General features: G+C 65.9%; 23 protein-coding genes and 1 tRNA gene. 17 read left to right on the plus strand and 7 right to left on the minus strand.

What is annotated here, in order from left to right:
• Positions 1–83: 83 nt before the first annotated feature.
• Positions 84–503, minus strand: a complete 420-nt coding sequence (locus QNO00_RS06835) for an organic hydroperoxide resistance protein (protein ID WP_229966117.1) — start codon at positions 501–503, stop codon at positions 84–86.
• Between the two features lie 100 nt (positions 504–603).
• Between QNO00_RS06835 and QNO00_RS06840 the strand changes: the two genes are divergently transcribed.
• The 3 genes from QNO00_RS06840 to aroQ all read left to right on the plus strand — a co-directional run bounded on the left by QNO00_RS06840 (position 604) and on the right by aroQ (position 3,080).
• Positions 604–1,161 carry a TetR/AcrR family transcriptional regulator gene (locus tag QNO00_RS06840; RefSeq protein ID WP_284024048.1) on the plus strand — a complete coding sequence of 186 codons (558 nt, stop codon included), beginning with the start codon at positions 604–606 and terminating at the stop codon, positions 1,159–1,161.
• 85 nt (positions 1,162–1,246) lie between these two features.
• Positions 1,247–2,608, plus strand: a complete 1,362-nt coding sequence (locus tag QNO00_RS06845) for an MFS transporter (protein ID WP_284024049.1) — start codon at positions 1,247–1,249, stop codon at positions 2,606–2,608.
• 7 nt (positions 2,609–2,615) lie between these two features.
• The gene (gene aroQ / locus QNO00_RS06850; protein ID WP_284024050.1) at positions 2,616–3,080 is read left to right on the plus strand and encodes a type II 3-dehydroquinate dehydratase; all 465 of its coding nucleotides are present in this window, start codon (positions 2,616–2,618) and stop codon (positions 3,078–3,080) included.
• Between the two features lie 58 nt (positions 3,081–3,138).
• Here the strand turns inward: aroQ and QNO00_RS06855 are convergent, their stop codons facing one another.
• A complete protein-coding gene (locus QNO00_RS06855) occupies positions 3,139–4,323 on the minus strand; it encodes a MarP family serine protease (protein WP_284024051.1) in 1,185 nt (394 codons plus the stop codon).
• Between the two features lie 230 nt (positions 4,324–4,553).
• Here QNO00_RS06855 and QNO00_RS06860 point away from each other — a divergent pair, with 230 nt between their 5' ends.
• Positions 4,554–5,231 carry a Crp/Fnr family transcriptional regulator gene (locus QNO00_RS06860; protein WP_104053107.1) on the plus strand — a complete coding sequence of 226 codons (678 nt, stop codon included), beginning with the start codon at positions 4,554–4,556 and terminating at the stop codon, positions 5,229–5,231.
• 151 nt (positions 5,232–5,382) lie between these two features.
• Here the strand turns inward: QNO00_RS06860 and QNO00_RS06865 are convergent, their stop codons facing one another.
• From QNO00_RS06865 to sp36, 3 genes are read right to left on the minus strand one after another with little or no spacing between them, the layout of a single operon-like run.
• Positions 5,383–6,297, minus strand: coding sequence for an NUDIX hydrolase (locus tag QNO00_RS06865; protein ID WP_229966122.1), 915 nt, complete (start codon positions 6,295–6,297; stop codon positions 5,383–5,385).
• On the minus strand, positions 6,290–6,772 hold the full coding sequence (locus QNO00_RS06870; RefSeq protein ID WP_229966123.1) for a RidA family protein: 483 nt from the start codon (positions 6,770–6,772) through the stop codon (positions 6,290–6,292). Before QNO00_RS06870 ends, QNO00_RS06865 begins: the two co-directional genes overlap by 8 nt.
• Positions 6,772–6,927 carry a Sp36 family protein gene (gene sp36, locus QNO00_RS06875; RefSeq protein WP_229966124.1) on the minus strand — a complete coding sequence of 52 codons (156 nt, stop codon included), beginning with the start codon at positions 6,925–6,927 and terminating at the stop codon, positions 6,772–6,774. The genes QNO00_RS06870 and sp36 overlap by 1 nt, the downstream gene beginning before the upstream one ends.
• A 37-nt stretch (positions 6,928–6,964) precedes the next feature.
• Here sp36 and QNO00_RS06880 point away from each other — a divergent pair, with 37 nt between their 5' ends.
• The 9 genes from QNO00_RS06880 to QNO00_RS06920 all read left to right on the plus strand — a co-directional run bounded on the left by QNO00_RS06880 (position 6,965) and on the right by QNO00_RS06920 (position 18,914).
• On the plus strand, positions 6,965–9,298 hold the full coding sequence (locus QNO00_RS06880; protein ID WP_284024052.1) for a transglycosylase domain-containing protein: 2,334 nt from the start codon (positions 6,965–6,967) through the stop codon (positions 9,296–9,298).
• Between the two features lie 2 nt (positions 9,299–9,300).
• Complete coding sequence (locus tag QNO00_RS06885; protein ID WP_284024053.1) at positions 9,301–10,233, plus strand: metallophosphoesterase; 933 nt, start codon at positions 9,301–9,303, stop codon at positions 10,231–10,233.
• 220 nt (positions 10,234–10,453) lie between these two features.
• The gene (locus QNO00_RS06890) at positions 10,454–12,325 is read left to right on the plus strand and encodes an ABC transporter ATP-binding protein (RefSeq protein WP_284024054.1); all 1,872 of its coding nucleotides are present in this window, start codon (positions 10,454–10,456) and stop codon (positions 12,323–12,325) included.
• Entirely contained in the window at positions 12,322–14,175 is a 1,854-nt protein-coding gene (locus tag QNO00_RS06895; RefSeq protein WP_284024055.1) for an ABC transporter ATP-binding protein, read from the plus strand. Before QNO00_RS06890 ends, QNO00_RS06895 begins: the two co-directional genes overlap by 4 nt.
• 105 nt (positions 14,176–14,280) lie before the next feature.
• Positions 14,281–14,357: transfer RNA gene (locus tag QNO00_RS06900), tRNA-Pro, on the plus strand.
• Between the two features lie 265 nt (positions 14,358–14,622).
• Positions 14,623–15,570 (plus strand): class I SAM-dependent DNA methyltransferase, encoded by a 948-nt coding sequence (locus QNO00_RS06905; protein ID WP_284024056.1) that lies wholly within the window; start codon positions 14,623–14,625, stop codon positions 15,568–15,570.
• Entirely contained in the window at positions 15,567–16,145 is a 579-nt protein-coding gene (locus QNO00_RS06910; RefSeq protein ID WP_284024057.1) for a hypothetical protein, read from the plus strand. The genes QNO00_RS06905 and QNO00_RS06910 overlap by 4 nt, the downstream gene beginning before the upstream one ends.
• Positions 16,142–17,494, plus strand: coding sequence for a nucleotide-binding domain-containing protein (locus QNO00_RS06915; RefSeq protein ID WP_284024058.1), 1,353 nt, complete (start codon positions 16,142–16,144; stop codon positions 17,492–17,494). Before QNO00_RS06910 ends, QNO00_RS06915 begins: the two co-directional genes overlap by 4 nt.
• Positions 17,495–17,711: 217 nt before the next feature.
• Positions 17,712–18,914, plus strand: a complete 1,203-nt coding sequence (locus QNO00_RS06920) for a TIGR02391 family protein (protein WP_284024059.1) — start codon at positions 17,712–17,714, stop codon at positions 18,912–18,914.
• 498 nt (positions 18,915–19,412) lie between these two features.
• On the opposite strand, the gene QNO00_RS06925 is transcribed toward QNO00_RS06920, so the two are convergent.
• Both QNO00_RS06925 and purD read right to left on the minus strand, forming a co-directional pair.
• Positions 19,413–20,306: a phosphoribosylaminoimidazolesuccinocarboxamide synthase gene (locus tag QNO00_RS06925; RefSeq protein WP_284024060.1), complete on the minus strand. Its 894-nt coding sequence runs from the start codon at positions 20,304–20,306 to the stop codon at positions 19,413–19,415.
• Entirely contained in the window at positions 20,303–21,688 is a 1,386-nt protein-coding gene (purD, locus tag QNO00_RS06930; protein WP_284024061.1) for a phosphoribosylamine--glycine ligase, read from the minus strand. Before purD ends, QNO00_RS06925 begins: the two co-directional genes overlap by 4 nt.
• A 101-nt stretch (positions 21,689–21,789) precedes the next feature.
• On the opposite strand from purD, the gene QNO00_RS06935 reads away from it, so the two are divergent.
• The 4 genes from QNO00_RS06935 to QNO00_RS06950 all read left to right on the plus strand — a co-directional run bounded on the left by QNO00_RS06935 (position 21,790) and on the right by QNO00_RS06950 (position 25,380).
• Complete coding sequence (locus QNO00_RS06935) at positions 21,790–23,541, plus strand: molybdopterin-dependent oxidoreductase (RefSeq protein ID WP_284024062.1); 1,752 nt, start codon at positions 21,790–21,792, stop codon at positions 23,539–23,541.
• Between the two features lie 96 nt (positions 23,542–23,637).
• Positions 23,638–24,645, plus strand: coding sequence for an asparaginase (locus tag QNO00_RS06940; RefSeq protein WP_284024063.1), 1,008 nt, complete (start codon positions 23,638–23,640; stop codon positions 24,643–24,645).
• A 32-nt stretch (positions 24,646–24,677) separates the two neighbouring features.
• A complete protein-coding gene (locus QNO00_RS06945; protein WP_229966133.1) occupies positions 24,678–25,058 on the plus strand; it encodes a sterol carrier family protein in 381 nt (126 codons plus the stop codon).
• 25 nt (positions 25,059–25,083) lie between these two features.
• Positions 25,084–25,380, plus strand: coding sequence for a hypothetical protein (locus QNO00_RS06950; RefSeq protein WP_229966134.1), 297 nt, complete (start codon positions 25,084–25,086; stop codon positions 25,378–25,380).
• The last annotated feature ends 55 nt before the right edge of the window (positions 25,381–25,435 follow it).

A 25,435-nucleotide genomic window follows, 5' to 3' on the forward strand; every position in this document is an offset into this window, starting at 1 on the left:
GCGCCCCCCCCCCCCCCCAACCGCCCCACGGGCCCGCCCCCCCCCCCGGCAACCCCCACCTTCTGCCATTTCGGCGGGGATTACTAGCCGACGGTGACGTCGAGCTCGACGTCGATGTTCCCGCGGGTTGCGTTGGAGTACGGGCAGACCTGATGGGCGGACTCGACGAGCTTCTCAGCGGTGGCCTGGTCGACGCCGGACATTTCCACGTGCAGCTCAACGCCGAGCTTGAAGCCGACTTCCTGCTGGTGGATGCTGACGTCGGCCGTGATCGCGGCATCGGCGATCGGAGCCTTTTCGGCGCGGGCAATCATCTTCAGCGCCGAGAGGAAGCACGCGGCGTAGCCGGCGGCGAAGAGCTGCTCCGGGTTGGTGCCGTCGCCGGCGCCGCCCATTTCAGCGGGAATCGCCAGGTTGACCTTCAGCTGGCCGTCGCTGGTCTGGGCCTCTCCGTTGCGGCCGTCTCCGGATGCGGTGGCTGACGCGGTGTACAAAGCGCTCATGGCTACTCCTTCAGTTGGGGGACGTTCAGGTAGACTAACCAGTACGTCTACTTGGGCCAGTAAAGCCGTCTTCGGCCCGTTCCGCAACCGAGGAGGATCCATGACCGCTTCATCCCCGGTGCGCGCCCGCATCCTGGAAGCTGCCGCTTCCCTCTTCTACTCCGAGGGCATCCGCGCCGTGAGCGCCGACCGGATCATCGCCGACGCCGGAACCACCAAGGTGACGTTCTACCGGCACTTCCGCACCAAGGAGGACCTGGTGGTGGCCTACCTGCAGGCCCAGACCGACCGGGTCCGCGCCGCCGCCGAACACCTGAGCGACGACCCCTGCACCGGACTGCTGCAGCTGGCCGAAGCGATGGGCGCCGAGACCTGTCTTCCCGGCTTCCGCGGCTGTCCGTTCATCAATGCCGCCGCCGAATATCCCGACGCCAACTCACCGGTCCGCGCCGTCGTCCGGGATCACCGGCAGTGGCTGCACGCCGAAGTCAGCGGCAGGCTCACCCGGCTGGGAGCACCCGACCCGGACGCCCTGGCGGACCAGCTGCTGATGCTGCGGGACGGGGCCATGGTGCACGGTTACGTTTCCGATCCCGCCGGCGTCGCGGCATCCCTGGTCAGCGCCGGGCGGGCCCTCCTCGCCGCCGCCCTGCACTGAACGGGTCCGGCCGGCTCCGTCATTTGGGGGAGCCGGGACTCGCCGAGTTGGCACCGGAGCGCACGGGGTAGCAGAATCAGTGCTCGTGTCTATTACCAGTACCGCCTCCCCTGAATTCACACCCGCTCCGCCCGACCCTCTGGGCGGGCAGCCCTCGCGCCGAATGGCGCGCAAGGTCGCCGGAGCGTCCTTCGTTGGGACGGCACTGGAGTCCTACGACTTCTACGTCTTCGGAACGGCAGCCGCGCTGGTCCTGAACCGGATCTTCTTTCCGGACGTCGATCCGCTGATCGGCACCCTGCTGTCCTTCCTGTCCCTGGGCATCGGCTTCATTGCCCGCCCGGTCGGCGCCGTCCTGTTCGGCCACATCGGTGACCGGATCGGGCGCAAGAAATCCCTGATCTGGACCATAATCCTCATGGGCACCGCCACCGGAGCCATTGGCCTGCTGCCGGATTACAACACCATCGGCCTCTGGGCCCCGGCACTGCTGGTGACCCTGCGGCTGCTGCAGGGGCTGGCCGTGGGCGGGGAATGGGGCGGAGCCATCCTGATCGCCACCGAACACGCCGAGCCGCGCAAGCGGGCCCTCTATGCCGCCATTCCGCAGATCGGCTCCCCGGTAGGCACCATCATGGTGACCGGCACCTTCCTGCTCCTGACCAACGTCTCGCAGGAAACCATGGAGGCCGGCCTGTGGCGGGTGCCGTTCCTGATGGCCTTCCCCTTCATGGCCATCGCCCTGTACCTGCGCTTCGCCATCGAGGAAACCCCCGTCTTCAAGGACGTCGCCGGCCATCAGGCAGTGGCACGCGTCCCGGTCCTCGAGGTCCTGAAGACCCAGCGGCTGGCCGTCCTGGTCGCCACGGCGGCGTCCCTGCTGGGCATTGGCTCCTACTTCCTGATGACCACCTACACGCAGGCCTACGGCACCGAACAGCTGGGCCTGTCCGCGACCACGGTGCTCAACGCCGCCCTGGTGGGCTCGGTCCTCCAGTTGGCCACCATTCCGGCCTTCGGCTGGCTGGCCACGAAGATCGGCTCCGCCCGCATGGTGACCGCCGGCGCCGTCGCCACGCTGCTGATTTCCTTCCCGCTGTACTGGATGATCAGCACCGCGGACCAGACGACGTACATCCTCACCATCCTCATCGGCGGCATTGCCCCGACGGCCGCGTGGGCGGCGCTGGGCGGCCTCATGGCTGACCTGTTCCCGGCCCGCACCGGCTTCACGGCGCTGTCCCTGGCCTACAGCTTCGCCGGCATCCTGGCCGGATTCGCTCCGGCGCTCACCTCCGCCTTCGCGCAGTCAACGGACAGCGCCTGGTGGCACCCCGGCGTCGTCCTGGCACTGATGTCGGTGGTGACCATCATCGGTGCGGCGGCGGCGGGCCGGATGACGCGCCGCAACGCCGAGGCGGCGGCCGGCGCGCAGGTTGGCGCATAGTTAACTCATGACTGCCTCCCGCACCCGCAATTTGCTTGTCCTCAACGGCCCCAACCTAAACCTCCTGGGCACCCGGGAACCGGGGATCTACGGCTCCGACACGCTCGACGACGTCGAATCCCTCGCCCTGAGCGCGGCGGAGGCGCACGGCTGGACGGTTGACTGCATCCAGTCCAACCACGAGGGGGACCTGATCGACGCGATTCACGGCGCCCCGGGCCTGGCGGACGCCATCATCATCAACCCCGCGGCGTACAGCCACACCTCGGTGGCCATCCCCGACGCCCTCTCCGGCGTCGGATTGCCGGTGGTCGAGGTGCACCTGAGCAACATCCACCGCCGTGAGGAGTTCCGCCACCACTCCTACGTCTCGGCGGTGGCCGACGTCGTCATCTGCGGCGCCGGGATCGCCGGCTACGGGATGGCAGTGAATTACTTGGCCACCAGGCTGGACGGCGCAGCGAACGCCTGAGGCGCAGCGCCGGCACGGTGCCGGCCGCCGGCGCCCCCGACGGGTCCGGCAGGCCGGCCTATTCGCCCGAGATGCACTGCCCGGGTGAAACCGGTGCCTGGTAGCTGGCGGCCGCCTCGGCCACCGGACCCACCTCGCCCAGCGACAAGGCATAGCCGATCGGCTGATCGCCGGTCGTCTTGGCGAAGATTACCCCGGCCACCCGCCCGTCGATGTCCAGCAGCGGACCGCCGGAGTTGCCCTGCTGGACGTTGGCAGCCAGCGTGTAGACCTCCAGCACCTCCGGGGCAGCACCGTAGATGTTGCGGACGGAGACGTCGGAGAGGCGCTCCACATTGGCCGCCTGCAGGCGGAACGGGCCGCCGGCCGGATAGCCGGCAAACGCGGCGGTGGTGTCGTTGGGCAGGACTTCGCCCAGCGGAATCGGATCCGCCTCCAGATTGTCCACGGCCAGCACCGCCAGGTCACGCGAGCTGTCGAAATAGACCACCTTGCCCGGCAGCGCTCCGCCGTCGGGAACCTGCACCACGGGCTCGGAAACACCGGCCACCACGTGGGCGTTGGTGATCACGCGGTCGTCGGCAACCACGAAGCCGGAACCGGTCTGGTTCTGCCCGCACTGGTAGGCGGTGCCGGTGATTTTCACCACGGACTCCGATGAAGCCTGCAGGGCTGCGGAGGAGAGCCCCTCGTCGGGTGCGACGACGGTTTCCGGGGCCGCGTGGTCCAGGATGGTCGGCAGGCCCTCGGCCAGGGTGAAGGACCGCACCTGCGCGGTCCAGGCCTGGACTCGGTCCGGAGTGGCCTCGTCGATCGCGGTCAGCACCTTGGATGAGGTGATCTGCTGCGACAGGAAGGGCACGCCCAGCGTATTCACGCTGAACGCAAGCATCGACATGACCAAGGCGGACACCGCCAGGTTCACTGCACCGCCGAACAGCCGGTCCAGGAACCGCAGCGGAGGGAAGTTCAGCCAGCGCCGGATTCCGCCGCCCAGAGCGGCTCCGAGCGCATGTCCGCCCAGGACAAGCACCACCGCAGTGGCGATCACGGCGGTCAGCCGCCAGCCATTGTCGGGCACCCACGCCGCCACCAGCGGAATCGCGAAGAACGCGGCAACGGCGCCGGCCACGAAGCCGACAATGCCGCCCAAAGTCACTACCAGACCGTTCCGCAGACCGGCGATGAGGTAGAACAGCAGCGCCAAAAGCAGAATGATGTCAAGCAGGGAAAATCCGAGCACAAACAGCTCCAAGTACGGGGTAGGGGACCAATGCGGGGACCGTCAGAAGACGGCCCCTGCCACCCGAGTTTAGCGGCCCAAGCTGTGGAAGCAGTTCGCCCCGGGGTGCCGCGGGCACAGCGCCGGGGCGTCCTTTTTATCATCCGAGGGCGAACAAAGCTATTACAGGTGTCACATGGGGCCGCAGTGCGAGAAGATAATAGAAGGGACAACTATTTACAGGAGATTTCATGGATATCGAGGTACTGCGCCGTGCGCCACTGTTCGCCTCATTGGGAGACGACGTCTTCGCAGCTCTGACCGACGAGCTGACCGAGGTCGACCTTTCGCGCGGCGCATCAGTTTTCCGCGAGGGTGACCAGGGCGACCAGCTGTATTTCATCGTGTCCGGAAAGATCAAGCTGGGCCGCTCGGCACCCGACGGCCGCGAGAACCTGCTGGCCATCCTCGGCCCGGGCGAGCTCTTCGGCGAGATGGCACTGTTCGATCCGAGCCCCCGCAACGCCACCGCCACCGCGGTGTCGGAAACCCGCCTGGCGGGACTGCGGCACGACAACCTGAAGGCGCTGCTGGAAACGCGTCCGGAGGTGTCGGTGCAGCTGCTGCAGGCCCTGGCCCGGCGCCTGCGCCGCACCAACGAGTCCCTTGCGGACTTGGTCTTCTCGGACGTTCCCGGCCGCGTCGCCAAGGCGCTGCTGGATCTGGCGGACCGCTTCGGCCGCCCCGCAACTGACGGCATCCTGGTGGCGCATGAGCTGACCCAGGAAGAACTGGCCCAGCTGGTCGGTGCTTCCCGGGAAACCGTGAACAAGGCCCTGGCCGAGTTCGTGCAGCGCGGCTGGCTGCGCCTCGAGGCGCGCGCCGTGGTCATTCTGGACGTCCAGCGGCTGCGCCAGCGCTCCCGCTAGGTTTCCGCCTGCGGCTAACCGCACGCAGTACGACGGCGCCGCCCCCTTTGTTGGGGGCGGCGCCGTCGTCGTTAACCGGCGTCACCGTTCTTCACGGGAGGCCTTGTTAACAGGCGCCGGGGCGGGGCCTGTTAACAAGGCGGAATCCGGGTCAGCGTCCCCGCTGCGCCGAGCCTTCAGCGACACCGCTGAGCTTCACGGCCAGCCAATAGCCGCCGTCCGCCTGCACCAGTTCGGGCTGGAACACAGCAGCGGGCCGGCGCGAGGCCAAATAAGCGATGCAGCCGCGGGCGCTGGCCAGCTTTTCCAGGACCAACTCCACCTGCGGAACGGTCAGCTCCCCGAGGGTCAGCCCCACGGTGTCCGGCAGCCCGATTTCGTCCCCCAGGGACGGGATGTCCCGGGCCGCGATTTCAGCGGCCGCGGACCGCCACTGGCCCCAGACGCCCTTGCCCTCGAGCAGGGAGGTTTCCTGCCCGAGAGGCTGCACCGCGGCGAAATAGCGGGTGTCGAAGCGGCGAAGGGCGAAGTCGGCCGTCTGCCAGTTGGACAGCGGACGGAGCAGATCGGTGCGCAGGCCCAGTCCGCGGCGGGACAGCAGCTCCAGGAAGGACGCGTCTCCGGCGGCGATCGCGGTGCGTGCGGCCATCCACTCCGGGCCGCGGTTGGCCTCCAGCAGCGTTGACTCGTCCGGACCGGCCAGCAGGATGCCGGTTTCTTCAAACAGTTCGCGGATGGCCGCCACCACATGGCGCCGTGCCAGCCGGGGATCGTCGATGCCCAGCGACTTGGCCCACGCCGCCGGGGCCGGGCCGTACCAGGCGGCGGCGGTGGCGTCGTCGCCCTCTTCGATGCTGCCGCCGGGAAAAGCGACCTTGCCCAGCGGGGACTCGCCGCGCCGGTAGGTCAGGTAGGTTTCGGTGCCGCGGGGAGCGTCCCGCACCAGCACCACCGACGAGGCCAGGCGGGGCTTGCGCGGTGTGCGGTCACCGTGCTCTAGCCAGCTTTCCGCAGCCCCCCGCAAATACGGGGGGACCGGGAAAAGCCGTACGGAGGAATTAGGCAAATTCAGCGATCACTTCTACTTCCACCGGGGAATCCAGCGGCAGCACTGCCACGCCGACGGCGGAGCGGGCGTGGATGCCCGCCTCGCCGAAGACCTTCCCCAGCAACTCGGATGCACCGTTGATGACGGCGGGCTGACCGGTAAATGACGGATCGGATGCCACGTAGCCCACCACCTTGACGATGCGGCTGATCCGGTCCAGATCCCCGATCTGGGCCTTGATGGCGGCCAGCGCATTCACGGCGCACGTCGCAGCGTAGGCGGCGGCGTCGTCGGCGGACACCTCGGCGCCCACCTTGCCGGCGGCAGGCAACACGCCGTTGACGAACGGCAGCTGGCCTGAGGTGTAGACGTAGTTGCCCGTAACGACGGCGGGCACGTAGGCGGCCACGGGAGCCGCGACGCCGGGCAGGTCCAGACCCAGCTCCGCGAGTCTCCGCTCGACGGCCGAAACCGCTGCCGTCCGCTCAGACACTACGGCTTCTCGCGCTTCAGGTAGGCCACAGCTCCGGTGCCGTTCGGGGCGGGGGTGATTTGCACCAGTTCCCAGCCTTCTTCGCCGTGCATGTTAAGGACAGCTCCCGGTGTGTGAAGAGGAAGCGGCGTGATGAAATATTCCCATTTGTTCATAATCAAAAGCCTAACGCGTGCTTGTAGACTGATGCGCATGGCAGCTCGCAAATCACCCCTTTTTGACACGGCGACCACTTTGGGCAAGATCGTCGCGTTCTTTGGCGTCAGCGCACTTTCAGGCGTGCTGGCCGCGGGGCTCCTGGTTCCCGTCGCCGCAGCTGCCGGTACAGCCGCGTCCGGTTCCCTTCAGTTCTTCGACGATCTCCCGTCGGAACTCGAGGCCGGAACCCTGGCTGAGCCCTCCAAGATTCTTGCAAACGACGGGTCGCTCATCGCCACCCTGTATGAGGAGAACCGCCAGCCGGTCAAGCTGGCCGAGGTCTCCCCCAACATGATTGACGCGATGCTTGCCATAGAGGACGACCGCTTTTACGAGCACGGCGGTGTGGACATGCAGGGCATCGTTGGAGCGCTGGCGTCCAACCTCACCTCCAACACCAAGCGCGGCGCCTCGACGATTACGCAGCAGTACGTAAACAACGTCATCATCGACTCCAACCTCCAGAACGAAGAGGACGTTGTCCTCAGCGGCAGTTTGGAGAAGACCTACGGCGACAAGCTGCGGGAGATGAAGCTGGCGATTGCCGTGGAAAAGCAGCTCAGCAAGGACGAAATCCTCGAGGGCTACTTCAACATCGTTCCGTTCAGCGGCACCACGTTCGGCGTCCAGGCGGCTGCCAAATACTTCTTTAACGTGCCCGCCTCCGAGCTGAACATTCCGCAGGCCGCACTGCTGGCCGGCGTAGTCAACGGTCCCACCCTGTACAGCCCCACCGGCAACCCGGAAGTTGCCCTGAAACGGCGCAACCTGGTGATCGGCGCCATGCTCAGCACCGGCCGGATCACGCAGGAAGAGCACGACGCCGCCGTCGCCACCGATCTGGGCGTGAACCTCACACCGGTGCCCAGCAACTGCGTCGGCGCGGTGCAGGCACCCTACTTCTGTGACTACGTCACGCACCTGATCACCAACGACGAGCGGTTCGGCGCCACCGCCGAGGACCGGAAAAAGCTGCTGTACCGCGGCGGCCTGAGCATCACCACCACCCTGGATCCGGAAATCCAGGGCGCTGCGCAAACGGCGATCAACGAGACCGCCAATCCGGACACCACCGACGCCGAAATCGGCCATTCCATGGTGTCGATGCAGCCGGGCACCGGCAACATCCTGTCGATGGCGCAGAACACCCGGTACACCCCCGAACCCGGGGCCGGAAACTCGGTGATCAATTTCAACGTTGACCTGTACCAGGACGGCAATCCGGAGAAGTCGCTGGGCGGCATGGGTGGCTTCCAGCCGGGCTCAACCTACAAGCCGTTCACGGTGGCTGCCTGGCTCGATGCCGGCAAGACACTGAACGCCCAGCTGGACGGCAGCAAGCGGACCTATCCGGCCGGCCACAGCTGGAATGCCAGCTGCCTCCCCGGCGGACGATACGGCATCCCCGAAGCCTGGACGCCCATCAACTACGGTGACACCAACTACCGGAACACCACCGTGATTGACGGCCTGGCCAACTCGCTGAACACGATCACCATGGCTGAGATCAATCAGCTGGATCTGTGCAAGTTCCAGGAAATAGCTTTCGCCTCCGGCATCCACAACGGCAAGAGCGCCGACGGCGAGTACAAACCGCTTGAGGCCATCCCGCCGGCGTCCTTCGGCGGTGGCGGCGACGCGTCCCCGCTGGCCATGGCCACCGGTTTTGCCACCTTCGCCGCTGAGGGGCTCAAGTGCGAGCCCCGCGCCCTGGAATCCGTGACGGCCTCGGACGGACGGACCTTCGAGGTTCCGGCACCGGAGTGCACGCAGGTCATGAAGAAGGAAGTTGCGCAGGGCGTCAACGCTGCCACCCAGCAGGTAATGACCAAGGGATCGGGCTACAACCTGCAGATTGGCCAGCCGGTGGCCGGCAAGACCGGTACCAATGACTACCGGTCACAGACCTGGTTCATGGGCTACACCACGGGCATGGTCACCGCCTCCTGGCTCGGCAACCACGTCTGGGGCAACGAACGTGGCTCGATGGAAGGCAAGCAGATCGGCGGCCAGGTCTATCCGGAAATCGACGGTTCAAAGATCGCCGGCCCTTCCTGGAAGAACTTCATCCAGCGTATTCCGGACCAGTACCAGGCCAACCCGTTCACGGCCCCGCCGGCCAGCATCATGGGCAATGTGCCCCAGGCCCCCCGGCCGGCTCCCGCTCCCGCTCCCGCCCCCCGCCCCGCGGAGGAGAAGAAGGACGAGGGCGGCGAGGACCAGCCCGACAGCAACGCCGCCGGCGAGGACGAGTCGGAAGACGACAAGAATGCCTCCGGTGCGAGCTTCTTCAACGAACAGCTGCTTGCCAAGCCTGAGACGTACTAGCCATGGCTGCTGATTCCGCCCTGGGCACAGCCCTGCGCTCGGCGGCGTGGATTGCCGGCGGCACGGCGGCTGCCGGCGCCGCCGCGCTGGGCTACGCCTCGCTGATCGAACGCAACTTGTTCGGTGTCCGGACCGAAACGGTGCCCGTGCTTCCGCCGGGCAGCGCTCCCCTGCGGGTGCTGCACCTGTCGGACATCCACTTCGTGCCCAACCAGAACATCAAAACCCGGTGGCTGCAGTCGCTGGCGGAGCTGGAACCGGACCTGGTGGTGAACACCGGGGATAACCTCAGCCACCGGGACGCGGTTCCGCCGCTGCTTGACGCGCTCAAGCCGCTGCTGCGGTTCCCCGGCGTCTACGTTCCCGGCTCCAATGACTACTACGGTCCGAAGCTGAAGAGCCCCTTCACCTACTTCACCGGCCCCTCGAAGCTCTCCTCGGAGCCGCCGGCCCTGCCGTTCGGAGAACTTTTCGGCGCCTTCGAGGACGCCGGCTGGGCCGGGCTGACCAACCGCCGGGACTCCATGGCCCTGGGCGGCGTCCGGCTGGACTTCTCCGGCGTGGATGATCCGCATCTGGACCGTGACGTCTACCCCGGTTTCCCCGAGCCCGCGGCCGAGGGAACTCCGGCACTCCGGATCGGAGTCGCCCACGCGCCCTACCAGCGGGTGCTGAACTACTTCACCGACGGCGGAGCCGAGCTGATCCTGGCCGGCCACACCCACGGCGGCCAGGTGTGCGTGCCGTTCTACGGCGCCCTGGTCAGCAACTGCGACCTGCCCACCTGGCGGGCCAAGGGCGTGTCCATGTGGGAGCACAACGGCCGCAAGGTGCCGATGAACGTCTCCGCCGGGATCGGAACATCCCGCTTCGCGCCGGTCCGGTTTGCCTGCCGCCCCGAAGCCGTCCTGCTGACCCTGACCCCGCGGGCGTAGCCCCCACCCCACCCCCGCGAGATGGCAGTAAGTGCACGTCTCAGCGCTCAGAGACGCACTTTGTGCCATCTCGCGGAGGGCGGGCGGGCAGGGACAATCAGCAGCGGCCGGAGCCAAACTCCGGCCCGCCGTCGAATCCGTCCCGGGGTCAGGCTTAGGATTGAGCCGTCAAGGGCCGATCTGCTTTTCGCAGCACCCTCCACCCGCACAAAGAGGTTTCATGCCTGCGCAAACATCATTGTGGTTTTCCCTTGGACGGCTGTACCCGCATTTGCGGCCCATTCTTCCGCGCCTGATCCTCGGATTGTTCTGCGCGCTCGGCGCCAGCCTCATGGCCCTGGCCATTCCGCAGGTTTTCCGGGTCCTGATCAACACCTCCCTTAGCCCCGGCGGTTCCACCTCGGCCGTGTGGGGCGCAGCCGCCGTCGTTCTGGGCCTTGGCGTGCTCGAAGCCGGATTCATCGCGCTGCGCCGCCAGTTCGTCATAGCACCGGCCACCACTGTGGAAACCGGAATGCGCACCTCGTTCTACCGGCATCTGCAGGATCTGTCCGTGGAGTTCCACGACCGCTGGGGCAGCGGCCAGCTCCTCTCGCGCGCGATGAGCGATTTGAACCTGATCCGCCGCTGGATGGCGTTCGGGGCCATCATGCTCGTGGTCACTGCGCTGACGGTGGTGATCGGTTTTACCGTCATGCTGTTCACCAGCTGGCCGCTGGCCCTGATCTTCATAACCGCGGCCGTGCCGATCGTCATTTACGGGTTTCGCTTCAACCGGTTCTACCGGCAGGTGTCCCGCCAGAGCCAGGACCAGACCGGCGACCTGGCCACCACAGTGGAGGAATCCGTCCACGGCATCCGTGTCCTGAAGGCCTTCGGCCGCAGCCGGGAAGCCCTCGATTCCTTCGAGGAACAGGCCCAGGAGCTGCGCCAGACCGAGGTGTACAAGGCCAACTCGCTGGCCAAGTTCTCCCTGGTGGTGACGCTGCTGCCGGAAACCGCCCTCGCCGTCGCCCTCGTGGTCGGCGTCATGGCGGTGGCGGACGGCACGCTCAGCATCGGCGCGCTGGTCGCGTTCTTCGCCACCGCCGCCGTCGTGGCCGGTCCGGTGGAGGCCATTGGCCCGCTGCTGTCCATGACGCTCACCGCCAAGACGGCCATCGACCGGCACTACGAGGTGATGGACGCCCGGCGCTCCATCACCAGCCCGGAGAACCCGGTGCATCTGCGCGACGTGCGCGGAGAGCTGGTGTTCGACGACGTGCACTTCGCCTATCCGGATGCCAAGGACGGCACCCGCAACCTGATCAACGGCGTCGACCTGTGCCTGCGGCCCGGCGAAACCATGGCGCTGGTGGGGATCACCGGCTGCGGAAAATCCACGCTGCTGCAGCTCGTTCCCCGGCTCTTCGACGTCACCGCCGGCTCGATCCGCATTGACGGCACCGATCTGCGGCAGCTGGATCTGAAGGAGCTGCGCACCATCGTGGCCGTGGCGTTCGAAGACACCACGCTGTTCTCCAGCTCCGTCCGCGACAATGTGCTGCTCGGCGCGGAACCGGCCAGCTCCGCCGAAGCGGACCGGCTGCTTGCCTCTGCACTGGACGTGGCGCAGGCCGAGTTCGTGTATTCGCTGCCACAGGGCACCGACACGCTGATCGGCGAGGAGGGGCTGAGCCTGTCCGGCGGCCAGCGCCAGCGGGTCGCCCTGGCCCGGGCCATCGCCGCCCGGCCGAAGGTGCTGATCATGGACGATCCGCTCTCGGCGCTGGATGTGCGCACCGAGGAGCTGGTCGAGGGCCGGCTGCGCGAGGTGCTCGCCGACACCACCACGCTGGTGGTCGCGCACCGCCCCTCGACGGTGTCCCTGGCGGACCGCGTGGCGCTGATGGAGGACGGCCGGATCAGCGCCGTCGGGACCCACGCCGAGCTGCTCGCCGGCAACGACCACTACCGGTACGTGATCGCCAGCCTGCCCACGGAACCCGAAGACCTGGACAGCGGCCTCGAGGACACTCCGCTGGCCGGCAACACCGGGGCGGGCGGCTCCGCCGTCGTCCAGCCCCTCGAGGACGAGGAGACGGTCCGATGAAGACCGGCAAGAGCGCCAAGGGAACGGACCCGGACTACGACGCCGGCGCCCGGCTGGGCACCGCCGGCGAGGACGCCGTTCATCTGGGCAAGGAGGAGAACCAGGCGGTCCGCCGCCGTTCCCTGGCCCTGCTCGGGTCCCTGATCCGGCCCAACCGGGCCCGGTTCATCGGCACGGTGCTGCTGGTGGTCTTCTCCCAGGCCGCCCGCGTGGCCGGACCCGCCATCATCGCCTACGGCATCGACCACGCCCTGCCGGACCTGCAGGCGGGCAACAGCCTGCCGCTGGTCCTCTCCGGCGTGGCGTACCTGGTGGCGGCGCTGCTGGCCGCGGGGCTGACCGCCGGCTACGTCCGCGCCACCGCCCTGCTGAGCCAGGCCATGCTGCTGGACCTGCGGCTGCGGGTCTTCCGGCACACCCAGCGCCTGAGCCTTGAATTCCATGAAAAGTACACCTCCGGGCGGATCATTTCCCGGCAGACCTCGGACCTGGAGGCGCTGCGCGAACTGCTCGATTCGGGCATCAGCTCCCTGGCGTCGGGCGCCATGTACATGCTCTTCACCGCCGTCAGCATCTTCCTGCTCGACTGGCGCACCGGCCTGCTGCTGCTGGCCGCGTTTGTTCCCATGTTCCTGCTGACCCGCTGGTACCAGAAGCGCTCCCAGCTGGCCTACCGCGCCTCCCGGGTGACCTCCGCGAAACTGATCGTGCACTTCATCGAGACCATGACCGGCATCCGGGCGGTCAAGGCCTTCCGCCGCGAACAGGTCAACGCCGGGAAGTATGACGGCCTGGCCGAGGACTACCGCGTCGCCACCGTCCGCTCCATCAACCTCAACGGCATCTTCCAGCCCGGGCTGGTGCTGATCGGCAACGCCACGGTGGCCGTGGTGCTGCTGGCGGGCGGCTTCCGGGTGCTCGACGGCGGCCTTGAGGTCGGCGCCCTGCTGGCCCTGCTGCTGTACTCCAAGCGGTTCTTCCAGCCGGTGGACCAGATGGCCATGTTCTACAACTCCTTCCAGTCCGCCTCGGCAGCGCTGGAAAAGGTCTCCGGGCTGCTGGAGGAAATCCCCACCGTCCGCCCGCCGAAGCATCCGGTGGAGCTGGCGCACGCTTCCGGCGACATCCGGTTCGACGGCGTGGAGTTCCGCTACGGCGACGGCCCGGTGATCCTGCCGCGGATGGACCTGCACATTCCCGCCGGGCAGACGGTGGCCCTGGTGGGGCAGACCGGCGCCGGGAAGTCCACGCTGGCCAAGCTGATCGCCCGGTTCTACGACCCGTCTCAGGGTTCGGTGCTGCTGGACGGCGTGGACCTGCGCGAGCTCACGCAGCGGGACCTGCGCCGCGCCGTCGTCATGGTCACCCAGGAGGCGTTCCTGTTCAGCGGCTCGGTGGCCGACAACATCGCCCTGGGCAAGCCGGAAGCCACCCGCGAAGAAATCATCGCCTCTGCGCAGGCGGTGGGCGCGCACGAGTTCATCGAGGCGCTGCCAGAGGGTTACGACACCGACGTGAACAAGCGCGGCGGCCGGGTGTCCGCCGGCCAGCGGCAGCTGATCAGCTTCGCCCGGGCGTTCCTGGCCGATCCGGCGGTGCTGATCCTGGACGAGGCCACCTCCTCGCTGGACATCCCCAGCGAACGGCTGGTCCAGCACGGGCTGAAGACCCTGCTGGGCAACCGGACCGCACTGATCATCGCGCACCGCCTCTCCACCGTGGAGATCGCCGACCGGGTGCTGGTGATGCATTCCGGCGAGGTGGTTGAGGACGGCACCCCGGCCGAGCTCACCGGCGGCACCGGCCGGTTCGCCAAGCTGCAGGCGGCCTGGCAGGAGTCGCTGGTCTAGGACGACGGCGGCGCGCAAAGGTCCGGTTTCGCGGAACCGGACCTCATCGTCTACACTTGTAAAGTTGCTTCACCGGCGGGGAAACCCGCTGATTGGCAGTGGTTACGGGGTGTGGCGCAGCTTGGTAGCGCGCGTCGTTCGGGACGACGAGGTCGCAGGTTCAAATCCTGTCACCCCGACCAAAACCGCTTTATTCGAACCATGGTTTGAGTAGATCGACTTTAGTTGAAACAGCAGAAATGGCGTCGAGAAATCGGCGCCATTTTTGGTATCCGGCAACTGGGCGGAGAGTACGCCTGAAAGGCCCAAAATGGGTCCTAGGTCGGATGATGGGTGTCTATCCACGGATAGACACCGCACAGCCCGACCTCCCCTGGTTTGTCGTTGCCTCCCGGTAGATTGAAACCAACACTAAGTGGCTGCCGTCGTGTGGATGGAGACTACTACATGGCAAATTCAACTGAATCAGGATCAATGCAAGGGGTACGGGCTGTGGCGCTCAAGAAATTGGATCTCTACAGCGCACCTTGGAAGAGTTGTGATGAGCTACGTATCGGCATGGACGCCAGCCAGAACAAGGACTACATCCTGACGATGCTGTTCGTGAAGTACGTCTCCGACAGGGCTCAGGCCGACCCTAATTCCCCTAACGAGGTACCATCCGGTGGCTCCTTCGATGACATGATCGCAGTCAAGGGCGACAAGGAGACTGGCGACAGGGTCAACAAGATCATCGCCAAACTCCCTGGAGCAAACGACCTGCAAAAGGTCATCGACCTGGCCGACTTCAACGACGTGGAAGAGCTTGGTAAGGGCAAGGAGATGCAGGACCGCCTCGCGAAACTTGTTACCATCTTTCAAGAACTCAACTTCCGCGGATCACGGACCGAGGGGGACGACCTGCTCGCCGACGCATACGAGTACCTCATGCGTCACTTCGCCACCGAATCTGGCAAGCCCAAAGGCCAGTTCTATACGCCGGCCGAAGTCTCGCGAGTAATAGCCCAGTTAATAGGGGTCACACCGGACACACCACGCTCGGCGACCGTCTACGATCCAACCTGTGGTTCGGGCTCACTACTCCTAAAGGTTGCGGCCGAATCACGCCAAGGACCCACCATCGATGGCCAGGAAAAAGACAACGCAACATGGGCACTATCCATGGTGAACATGATGTTTCACAACAATGCGATAGCCGACATCCGCAAGGGCAACACCATCACCAGCCCGCAATTCACGAACGGCGATTCGCTGGACGCATTCGATTTCATCTTGGAGCGTCACCATAATGAGCGTTTCACGGAACTTATGGACGATTTTTTGCCTGACTGGCAGTCGCGACGTGACGAGCTTATTCAAGCTCCACTTCGTAATGAAGATTGGACTGCGGCATGAACATGATGCATTACTTAGGTGCCACGACGCCGCCATCGGCCTCTGCTAGCAGCTCGGAGGACTTCTCTATCAAACTGGCCATCGCTGTCGTAGGCATACTGGGCACTCTTATCGTTGCGCTGCTTTCAGCCTATGTCGGACGGACGCTTGCAGTTCGCGACAGACGCCGCCAACAGTACGGCGAGGCATACAAAACAGCAGTCGAGTGGAGAGAAATGCTACACCGCGTTCGGCGTCGTCAAACGAATGGTGATGGCGACACTGCCCTCGCCCAGAAGTTTCACGACTTGCACGAGCGCATCGCCTTCCACGAAGGTTGGATCGGCAGCGAATCCGAAGCCATGCGGCGCGCATTCCGCACCCTCCAAACAGCAGTTCGCGATGAGACCCGCGAAGATATCCAGAAGGCGTGGAAGACACCCGCTCCGCAATCCGCGGAAGCTCTAGAACCACAATCGACGTTAGCTAACCGCACAGCCGACGACGCTTTCCTGACGGCGGTGCGCAGGCACTTATCCTGGCAGCCCTGGCGACGCGTCGCACTGCTCTGGTCCCAAAGGAAGAACAAGCAATGATCCTCGACGTATCGAGTGAGTTCGAAAAGTTCCATGCGGCTATTTGTCTGACCCAAACCCAAGTTGATCGGATTGAGTCTGCACGTACGGCCCTTGAGGCATACCTGCTGAACAACGTGGATCATTTGATGCCGGGAGACATCACGCTGCAAGGCTCGTATGCAAACGGTACAGCTGTAAAGCCTGTTGCCGGTGGCGAGTACGACGTCGATTTAATCGTCCACTCGGCGGGCTCACGGGACACCGCTGATGATGCCCTAGAGGATCTCGCCGGGGTGCTGCTGCAGCATGGAACTTACAAAGGAAAGATCAAGGAAAAGACGCCTTGCGTCCGCGTCGAGTACGCCGATGACTATATCGGGGGCTTCCACGTTGACCTAGTACCGGTGCGTGATAGCACCGACTCCGACGCCCCACTGGACGCCCCTCGTCGCGGCAAAGGATGGCACCCCACGGCGCCCGATGAGTACACGACATGGTGCGCCAACCAAGGCGACGAGTTTCGCCGCACCGTCCGCATGCTAAAAAGGTGGCGAGATGAGCAGCAGGACGTTCGTCACGGGATCAAATCCATCGTCCTGCAAGTCCTCGTGGCTCAGCACCTAGCTACGGCCGATAACGATGCAGAAAGGCTACGCGACACTTTTGAAGCGCTGCACACGTACTTGAGTGGGTTCGCCTCACCGCCCGTAGTCAGCAACCCTGTTCTCCTCGACGAAAATCTAACCGCAAGGTGGGATCAAGAGTCCTTCGACGACTTCAAGAAGGCACTTGCGGCAGCCGTGGAAGTGTCCCGAGCAGCTGTCGCCGCCCAAGATAAAACTGAGGCTTGTGAATCCTGGCGGACGTTGCTCGGAGACACGTTCCCAGAGTATGTGGTGAAGGGACTCGGTGCGATGACCGTCGCAGACGTCTCACACGCCCAGCCTGTCAACACCAGGGGCTGGTACGAGCTCAATGATCCTCGTTTTGAACTTGCCGTTACCTGCTCTGAAGGCAGAAACACCAAAAAGATGTCCAACTACCCAAGCGACTCGCGTCTACTCTTTGCCGGGAAGAAACTTCGTTTTAGGGCCACACTAGAGGGGCCTTCGGCCGCCGAAGTCTGGTGGCGTGTTACGAACACGGGTAAACATGCTCGTGACTTCGACGGTCTACGCGGGAGTTTCCAGCGTGCCCACGATCTACGGAAGAAGCCATCAGCCGATCCACTCACACATTGGGAGTCCACAGCCTACACAGGGTCTCACGTGGTTGAGGCCTTCGCCGTCATAGGTGACCGCGTGGTAGCCATGAGCGAGCCATTCATTGTCCGGATTCACCGTGCCGGTGTCTCCTGGGCGTGGTAGCCGTAAGCCGGCGTTGGAAGGAGCCCAAGGTCATCGCACAACGCCGATTCAGCCGGAGCAACTCGTCACTTGGCAGTGGCAGCCCTTTGGCACTTCGACGAGGTGCGCCACTTAATCTTGACTGGCTTTACAACCTGCTTCGTGAGCGAAACGAAACCGAAATGTCCGATGCCCGAGCACTCGGTGGGGACGCCCAGACAAGAAAAGAAGACACCGAATGAGCGGACTAAGCGTAGCTAACAAGACCTATCTCGAAGCCCTGCTCGGCATGTCGACCGGGTACGTTCTTGACTTTTCAAACGCCTCGTTCGCAAATTTCTTCCGGGAGCTCAGCATCGATATTTACGATGCCGAGCGCTACCCAGGATTCGGCGACTCGAAGGCAAATCGGGTTCGTGCTCTCTGGAAAAACGGATCTGACGGCGAGGTTGCTTCCTCCCTTTATGCACTCGGCGAGTACCTTGAAGCAAAGAAAGCAACTGCTGAACTAGCCGATATCACCGACGAGCAAATCACCCGAGTACACAACATTGCGAGGAGCTTGGGTGGTTCCCAGGCGAAAGATGCAGAGACGCCGCTAGCTGGTGGCACACAGGCTAGTTTCACTACTGAGGCGACAGTCGCAGCCAATAAAATCCGGATCGAGATTCATGAGGACATCTATAACCACATTGATCAGTACCTGATCAACGGTGACTACTTTCATGCAGTTGAGGAGTCATACAAGCTCGTACGAGAAAAACTCCGCGAAAAGACCGGCAGCGAGAAGGCCACTGATGCCTTCGCAGCATCGAATCAGGCGAAGATTTTTGGTCATGCCAGCCGCAACCCCGTCGAGAAAGACTTCTATGACGGAGTGAAGTATCTGAACATGTCGATTCAGTTCCTGCGCAACGAGAAAGCGCATACTCCGGCGACGCCCCTGGAGTCGAACCTTGCTCTCCACTACATCTCCCTCGCCAGTCTCGCCTACGACCTGATCACCCGCTACGTGAGTGATGAATTGATTACCGAGGTTGAGGGCATTATCAGTGCCAAGCGACGCAACCTCTCAGCGGCTGCCTTCTATCGAGTGTTTGAAGGTGGGCGGTGGCTAGAAAGCATTAACCTGCCAAAGGAGCTGAAGTCATCCTCTGTGCGTCGAGTGCTAAAGGAAAAATGGCTTACGGAAGCTGATTTCACCCGTAGCTACGACCATAGCAACGTCATGCTGATGAGACTTGAGGTTGTCGCCGAAGAACTCACCAAAGCCGATCTGGACGGTCTCATCGAGCGCCCGACAGTAGACTCCTACGGCAACGACCAGGAGGCGGGCATGCTCCCCTTCATGGAATACATGCGCGAGAAGCACCCCGACAAAATCTCAACAAAGGTCGAGGGCTGGATCGGGGACAAGTTGAAGGAACTTGCACAACACTGAAGGCGGCCAATCCATCGGCCCCCTTTGTATGGCGATGACTAGACTGCGTCGGTCGATAGGAGGAACTTCCTCGCCGTGTCGTAGCTGCAATCCATCTGCTCGGCGATCTTCCGGATAATCATGCCTTCCCTCCGGAGGCGAAGTAGGCGTAGAAACGTCGCCCTCGCAATTCCGTTTCACGAGCCAGTGCCGTGCTCATTTCCCCAGCTTGGTAGCGGGCCACAAGCTGAGCAAGCTCTTCTGTTGTGAAACGATCGGCAAGGCGCTATCTCTGAGTCTTGCGAGTTGCCTGCTGTGGTCGCGGCTTTGCGTGGCACGAGTCCATCCGTTTGAGGGCGGCGGCGACCGCGGCCAGCTGTTGGATTTTGTGGCAACCATGCTTGGAGTAACACCCCAGCACCCCGACCAAGCCCAAAAATGGTCCATCATTTTTGATGAGCCTTTTCTGCTGTGCCTTTAGCCGGCGCGGGCACCGCCACCGGACCTGATCGAACAGCGCTAGTTAAACGCCTGCCCGGTCAGCCGCTCGTAGGCCTCCACATAGCGGGCGCGGGTGCGCTCGACGACGTCGGCCGGCAGTGCGGGCGGCGGCGTGTCCGAGGCCTTGTCCCAGCCCGAGGCCGGCGAGGTGAGCCAGTCCCGGACGTACTGCTTGTCAAAGGACGGCTGCGCGGAGCCCGGCGCATACAGGGCAGCATCCCAGAAGCGGGAGGAATCCGGCGTCAGCACTTCATCGCCCAGCGTGACGGCGCCGGTTACCGGATCCGTTCCGAACTCCACCTTGGTGTCCGCCAGGATGATCCCGCGCTCCCGGGCGATGGCCTCGGCTGCGGTGTAAATCTCCAGGGTGAGCGAGCGCAGCGCCTCCGCCGTCTCGGCGCCGACGGTCGCCACCACCGCGTCGTAGCTGATGTTCTCGTCATGCTCGCCCAGTTCGGCCTTGGCCGAGGGCGTGAAGACGGCCGGCTCCAGCCGGGATCCGTCCACCAGCCCGGCCGGCAGCGGCACCTCGCACACGGTCTGCGAGCGCCGGTATTCGGCCAGGCCGGTGCCGGTGAGGTAGCCGCGGGCAATGCACTCCACCGGATACATGTCCAGTTTTTTGCAGATCATGGCCCGGCCCGCCACCTCGGCGGGCACGCCCTCGTCAGCGGAGATCACGTGGTTGGGCACGCGAAGCTGCTCAAACCACCACAGGCTCAGCTGGGTCAGGATCCGGCCCTTGTCCGGAATCTCCGAGGTCAATACATGGTCGAAGGCGCTGATCCGGTCGCTCGCCACCACCAGCACCCGCTCCCCCGCTCCAGGCGCGGACAGGTCTTCCGGCACGTACAGGTCGCGGACCTTTCCGGAGTAGGCGTGCGTCCAGCCGGCCAGTGCGGGCGCGCTCATGCCAGGTCTCCTTCAATGTCGGGGGCGGTCATGTTCCCGGCGGCGGTGTCGCGGCCGGAAACGTCGCGATCCGCCGTGTCACTGTCGGGACAGGGAACGGCGCGGGATCCCGCGGGCACGACCACGTCTCCGCGCAGCGCCTTGAGCGCAATGTCGGTGCGGTGCTGGGACCCGTCCAGCCGGATGGTGTCCACGCCCGCGTACGCCCGGTCCCGGGCCTCCTGCAGGTTCTGCCCCAGGCCGACGACGGCGAGCACCCGCCCGCCGGCGGAGACCACCTTGTCGCCGTCGAGCCGGGTTCCGGCATGCAGCACCTGCACGCCGTCGAGCTTTTCGGCCTTTTTCAGGCCGCGGATCCGGTCGCCGGTGCGGGGCGCCTCCGGATAGTTGGCAGCGGCCACCACCACGGCCACCGCCGTCCGGGGATCCCATTTGAGCTGTTCCATGGGATCCAGCTCCCCCTTGGCCGAGGCCAGCAGCAGGCCGCCCAGCGGAGTCTTCAGCCGGGCCAGCACCGCCTGGGTTTCCGGGTCGCCGAAGCGGGCGTTGAACTCAATGACGCGCATGCCGCGCGAGGTCAGCGCCAGCCCGCAGTAGAGGACACCGACAAACGGCGTGCCGCGGGCGGCCATCTCGTCGATGGTGGGTTGCGCCACCCGGCGGATGACGTCGTCCACCAGGTCGGCCGGAACCCAGTCCAGCGGCGAGTAGGCCCCCATGCCGCCGGTGTTGGGGCCTTCGTCGCCGTCGTAAATGCGTTTGAAGTCCTGCGCCGGCGCCAGCGGAACCACGGTCCGGCCGTCGGAGAGGACAAAGAGGGACACCTCGGGGCCGTCCAGGAATTCCTCGATCACCACGGTGCCTCCGGCGTCGAAGCAGGCCTGCGCGTGGGCCAGCGCAGCACCCCGGTCGGAGGTGACCACCACTCCCTTGCCGGCGGCCAGTCCGTCGTCCTTGACGACGTACGGCGCCCCGAAGGTGTCCAGCGCGTCGGCGGCCTGCTCGGCCGTGGCAGCCACCCGGGCCATGGCGGTGGGAACGCTCGCTGACGCCATCACCTGCTTCGCGAACGCCTTGGAGGCTTCCAGCTGGGCGGCGGCCTTCGACGGGCCAAACACCGGAATGCCGGCGTCGCGCAGGGCATCTGCCACACCGGCGGCCAGCGGAGCCTCGGGGCCGATGACCACCAGGTCGGAGCCCAGGGTGCGGGCCAGCGCGGTCACCTCCGCCGGGTCGCTGGCGTTGACGGCATGGACCGGAACCATCAGGGCGATGCCCGCGTTGCCGGGGGCGGCGTGGACCTCGCGGACATACGGATCAGCCAACAGGGATCGGACAAGGGCATGTTCGCGGCCGCCGGGGCCAACAACTAAAACCTTCACAGTAGTTCAGCGTACTGGTTGGGCTCCGGCAGCCGAAAGCACCGCCGGCGTGTGACGCGGCCACCCATACCTGCGCCCTTCGGCTGCGAATAAGAGCCATGATGGCCTCCCCGAAACGTCTCCCCGCCCGTTCCCGGTCCCTTCCTGCCCTGTTGTACGCCGCGCTGGCCGGGATCCTCGCCGCGGCGACGGTGCTGGCCGCGGCCGAATTGGCCGGCGCCTTCTTCACGGCACGGGCCCGGCCGCTGATTGCGCTCGGGTCCACGTTTATCGATTTCACGCCCCTGTGGCTGAAGAACTTCGCGGTGGAAACCTTCGGCACCGGCGACAAGGCAGCCCTCTTTGCCGGCATGGCCGGAACCATCGCGCTGCTCGCGGCCGGCGTGGGGGTGCTGGCCCGGCGCCGCTGGGGGCTGGGCGTGGCCGCCGTCGTCGTCATGGGAGCGGTGATTGTGGCATGCGTGCTGACCCGGGCCGGCGCTTCCCCCGCCGATGCAGTGCCCACTGTGCTGGGCACGGCGGTGGGGATCGGCGTGCTGCGCGGATTAATCCGGCGCATTCCTGCTCCCCGGGCCACCGGGACCGTTGCGGTGCGCGGGCGGCAGACGCATAGTAGTGACCGGTCGGCAGGCATCCCCGCAGCAGCGTCTGCCGTCCCGGTCTCAGCGGGGGACGGCGGGAACGACGGCGGTGCCGGGGCCCTCGTCGGCGGCCCGTCCCCCGCCCCGTCCGCAGGACGGCGTGCGGACAGCCAGCGTTCGGCAGGACCCCGTTCGGCTGGACCGTCCCGGCGCGGGTTCTTTGCCGCCGCAGGACTCACCGCAGTGCTGGCGGCCGCGGCCGCCACCGGTGGCCGTGCCATTGCCTCCGCCCGCAACAGCACCGCCGGGTTCCGGGCCGCCCTGAAGCTGCCCGCCGCCGCGGATGCCGCGCCCGCGCTGCCCGCCGGGCTGCAGTCCCCCGTGCAAGGGGTGACGCCGTGGCTGACACCGAACGCCGACTTCTATCGGATCGACACCGCGCTGAGCGTGCCCGAGGTGGATGCCGAAACCTGGGAACTGCGGATCCACGGGATGGTGGAGGAAGAGGTGCGGATCAGTTTCGCCGAGCTGCTGGAATCCGACCTGGTGGAGCGCCACCTCACCCTGACCTGCGTCTCCAACCCGCTCGGCGGCGACCTCGCCGGCACCGCCAAGTGGCTGGGCCTGCCGGTCCGGGAGCTGCTGGCCCGGGCCCGCCCCACCGCCGACGCTGACATGGTGCTGTCCACCAGCGTCGACGGCTTCAGTGCCTCCACGCCGCTGGAGGTGCTGCAGGATGAGCGCGATGCACTGCTGGCCGTGGGCATGAACGGCGAACCGCTGCCGCCGGTGCACGGCTATCCGGTGCGCATGGTGGTGCCCGGACTGTACGGATTCGTTTCCGCCACCAAATGGATCATCGACATGGAAGTGACCCGCTTCGACGCGCAGACCGCGTACTGGACCGACCGCGGCTGGGCGGAGCGGGCGCCGGTCAAGACAATGGCGCGGGTGGAGGTGCCGGCGTCGTTCGCCCGGGTGCCCGCCGGACCGGTGGATGTGGGCGGCACCGCCTGGTCCCAGCAGCGCGGCATCACCGGAGTGGAGGTCCGGATCGACGACGGCGGCTGGGAGCCGGCGGTCCTGGCCGCCGAGGCGTCGGTGGACACCTGGCGGCAGTTCTCCTACCGCACCGAAGCCCTGGCAGCCGGCAACCACACGGTGCGGGCCCGGGCCACGGACCCGCAGGACGGGGTGCAGACCGACCGGCGGGCGGAGACGGTTCCGGACGGGGCCTCCGGCTGGCAGTCCGTGCAGTTCATGGTGGACTAAGCCGGCGGCGTTCCGTCCGTTCTGCGGGCCACATCCGCCGTCCCGCAACCGGGGCGCCTGCGCGGCGGGCCGCGCAACCGCCTTAGACTAAATACCATGTCTGCCACTTTTACTGCGTCCGATGCCGTTGAACTTGCCGTTGTGGAACGCAACGGCTTCATCGAGTCCCGCCACATCGGGTCCGCCGTCGTCATGGCGGCGGACGGAAACGTGGTCACCGCCCTGGGCGACATCACCACGCCCATCTTTCCGCGGTCCACGCTCAAGCCCTTCCAGGCCGTGGCGGCCATGAAATCCGGGGTGCCGCTGCGGGGGCCGCAGGTGGCGCTGGCCGCCGCGAGCCACACCGGTTCCAAGGAGCACACCGACGTCGTGAAGACCATGCTCGCGGCAGCGGGCGTGACCGAAGATCACCTGCAGTGCCCGGAGGACTGGCCCCAGGACGAGGCCGCCCGGCATGAGCTGATCCGGGCGGGCAAGGGCAAAAACCGGTTGGCCTTCAACTGCTCCGGCAAGCACGCCGCGTTCCTCTGGGCCTGCACGGAGAACAACTGGGACCACGCCACCTACCTGGATCCGCAGCATCCGCTGCAGCTGCGCATCGCCGAGGTGTTCGAGGAATTCACCGGGGAAACCATCCGGCACTGGGCCACCGACGGCTGCGGAGCACCGCTCGCCGCCGTCTCGCTCACCGGCCTGGCACGCGGCATCGGCCGCCTGGCCAAAGCCCCCTCCAGCAAGCACGGTGACGCCCGTGCCGCCACAGTGGCCACCGCCATGCTCGACTATCCCTGGGCGGTTCACGGCCACGGCCGGGAAAACACAGTGGTGATGGAAGACCTGGGCATCATCTGCAAGAACGGCGCCGAGGGCGTGCTGGTCCTGGGCACCGACACCGGAGTTTCAGTGGCGCTGAAAATGCTCGACGGCGACACCCGCGCGGCGTCCCTGGTGGGCCTGACCCTGCTCGCGGCCAGCGGCGCCGTCGACGCCGGCAAGATCAGCGCGGTGCTCGACAAGATCGTCCGCCCGGTTCTGGGCGGGGGCGAGCCCGTCGGCAGCATCCGGCTCGGGGCGCCCGTGACGGCCCTGCTGGATTCCTGAGCCGGATACCCGGCAGCGGAAGGAATTCCCGAATGGCACGACGGCGCATTCCTGCGGCCGACGGCGCGGCGGCACTGCGCGCTGCCCTGGCATCGACGGCGGCAGGTTCACCGCCCGACCGGAAGACCGTGGCCACGGCAGTGCGCTATGCGCTGGAAGAACTCGCCGAGCGGGCGCCGGGCAACAGCGTGGAGGTCCGGGTGCCGCCGTTCGGGGTCACCCAGTGCGTGGCCGGCCCCCGGCACACCCGCGGCACCCCGCCGAATGTGATCGAAACCGACGGCGCCACGTGGCTGGCGCTCATCACCGGGCAACAGTCCTGGAGCGACGCCGTCGGTGCCGGGAAAGTGGCGGCTTCCGGGCTGCGGGCCGACCTGTCCGAGTGGCTTCCGTTGTTCCGTGCGGGGCAATAATCTCTACTGCCGGTAGAATTTCCATATGAATTCCGAGCAGCACAGCCCTGAACGCCGTGAGATTACCGTCCGCCGCGCTCCCCGCTTCGTCCCGTTCCTGGCGCTGGGCGTGATTGCCGGGTTCATTGCAGCACTGGTGGTCGCCTACACCGGACCGGCCGACGCCACCTATACGCGCGGGGCCACCCTGGGTTTCTTCACCATCATGTTCGCCATCCCCGGCGTCGGCCTCGGGGCGCTCGTTGCCCTGCTCCTGGACTGGATCAGCGTGCGCAAGGCCCGCAGCGCCGTCGTCGAAGCGGACACCCGCGACGAAGAGTAGGGCGCCGGGCGGGCCGTAATGGTTCCGCTTCAAAGTCCGGCTGGGACCCCGGCGT

The organism is Arthrobacter sp. zg-Y1219, from assembly GCF_030125545.1.
In the GTDB taxonomy this organism is placed as follows: domain Bacteria; phylum Actinomycetota; class Actinomycetes; order Actinomycetales; family Micrococcaceae; genus Arthrobacter_B.